Source organism: Pseudomonas sp. P7759 (assembly GCF_013386445.1).
GTDB lineage: Bacteria > Pseudomonadota > Gammaproteobacteria > Pseudomonadales > Pseudomonadaceae > Aquipseudomonas > Aquipseudomonas azotoformans_A.
In genome coordinates this window covers 1-870 of record NZ_JACART010000124.1, presented here as the reverse complement: position 1 = coordinate 870, position 870 = coordinate 1, and the positions used below count along the sequence as shown (strand labels likewise).

Here is an 870-nt window from a genome sequence, read left to right as displayed (position 1 = left end):
CCTACGCACGGCGAAGGCCGGTGTTCGTGCAGCTTGGGTGGTGCCGGCAGTGGAGGGCTACGCCAATACCTTACCGCCCCTGGGCCGTTATCAACTGCCGGTGCAAAGCTTGATCGTCGCCACCGAGCCGTTGCCGGCCAGCACCTGGGATGAAATCGGCCTGAGCCACGGCCAAGCCTTTGGCGAAAGCAGTCGCCAGGTGACCTACGGCCAGCGGTCGGCGGACAACCGCCTGGTGTTCGGCGCCCGTGGCGGCTACCAGTTTGCCGGGAAGCTGCGGCACAACTTTGATCTGACTGACAGCGAAGTGGAACTGCGTCGCTACCTGTTCGGTGAGCTTTTCCCACAGCTCAAGCACGTGAAGATTACCCATTCCTGGGGCGGCAACCTGGGCATGTCACGCAATTTCCGACCGCACATGCTGTGCGACCACAAGACCGGCATCGCACTGTCCGGCGGATATGGCGGGGAGGGCGTCGGCGCCACCAACCTGGGTGGCCGCACCCTGGCCGACCTGATCCTCGGCCGTGACACGCCGCTGATCCATCAACCCTGGGTAATCCGCGAACGCGGCCTGGACGCGCTCAAGCCCTGGGAACCCGAACCCTGCCGCTGGCTGGGCTACAACGCGATCATTCGCAGTTTTGTCCATGAAGACCAAGTGTTGGCCAACCCCAACACCGCCCCTTGGCGCCGCAAACTGGCGACCGGCGTGGCCGGGTTCATGGAAGGTTTCATGCACTAAGTCGTTTCACTCACACGGGAAAACCCCATGAGCATCACGCAATTCAAAGACACGCTGAACGCCCACCTGCCGGACTCGTCGCCCGTCGCCGTGCCGTTGGGCGAGCCCATTGCCGTGGCCTCGAC

Annotated in this window: 1 protein-coding gene and 1 pseudogene; both read left to right on the top strand. The window is 63.7% G+C overall.

The annotated features are described in order from the left end of the window. Positions 1 to 745, top strand: a 745-nt coding sequence (locus tag HX823_RS31550; protein WP_177078559.1) for an FAD-binding oxidoreductase, incomplete at its 5' end; no start/stop codon positions are given. A gap of 27 nt (positions 746 to 772) precedes the next feature. Next, positions 773 to 870 (top strand): annotated as a pseudogene (locus HX823_RS31545) (cupin); the annotation flags it as partial.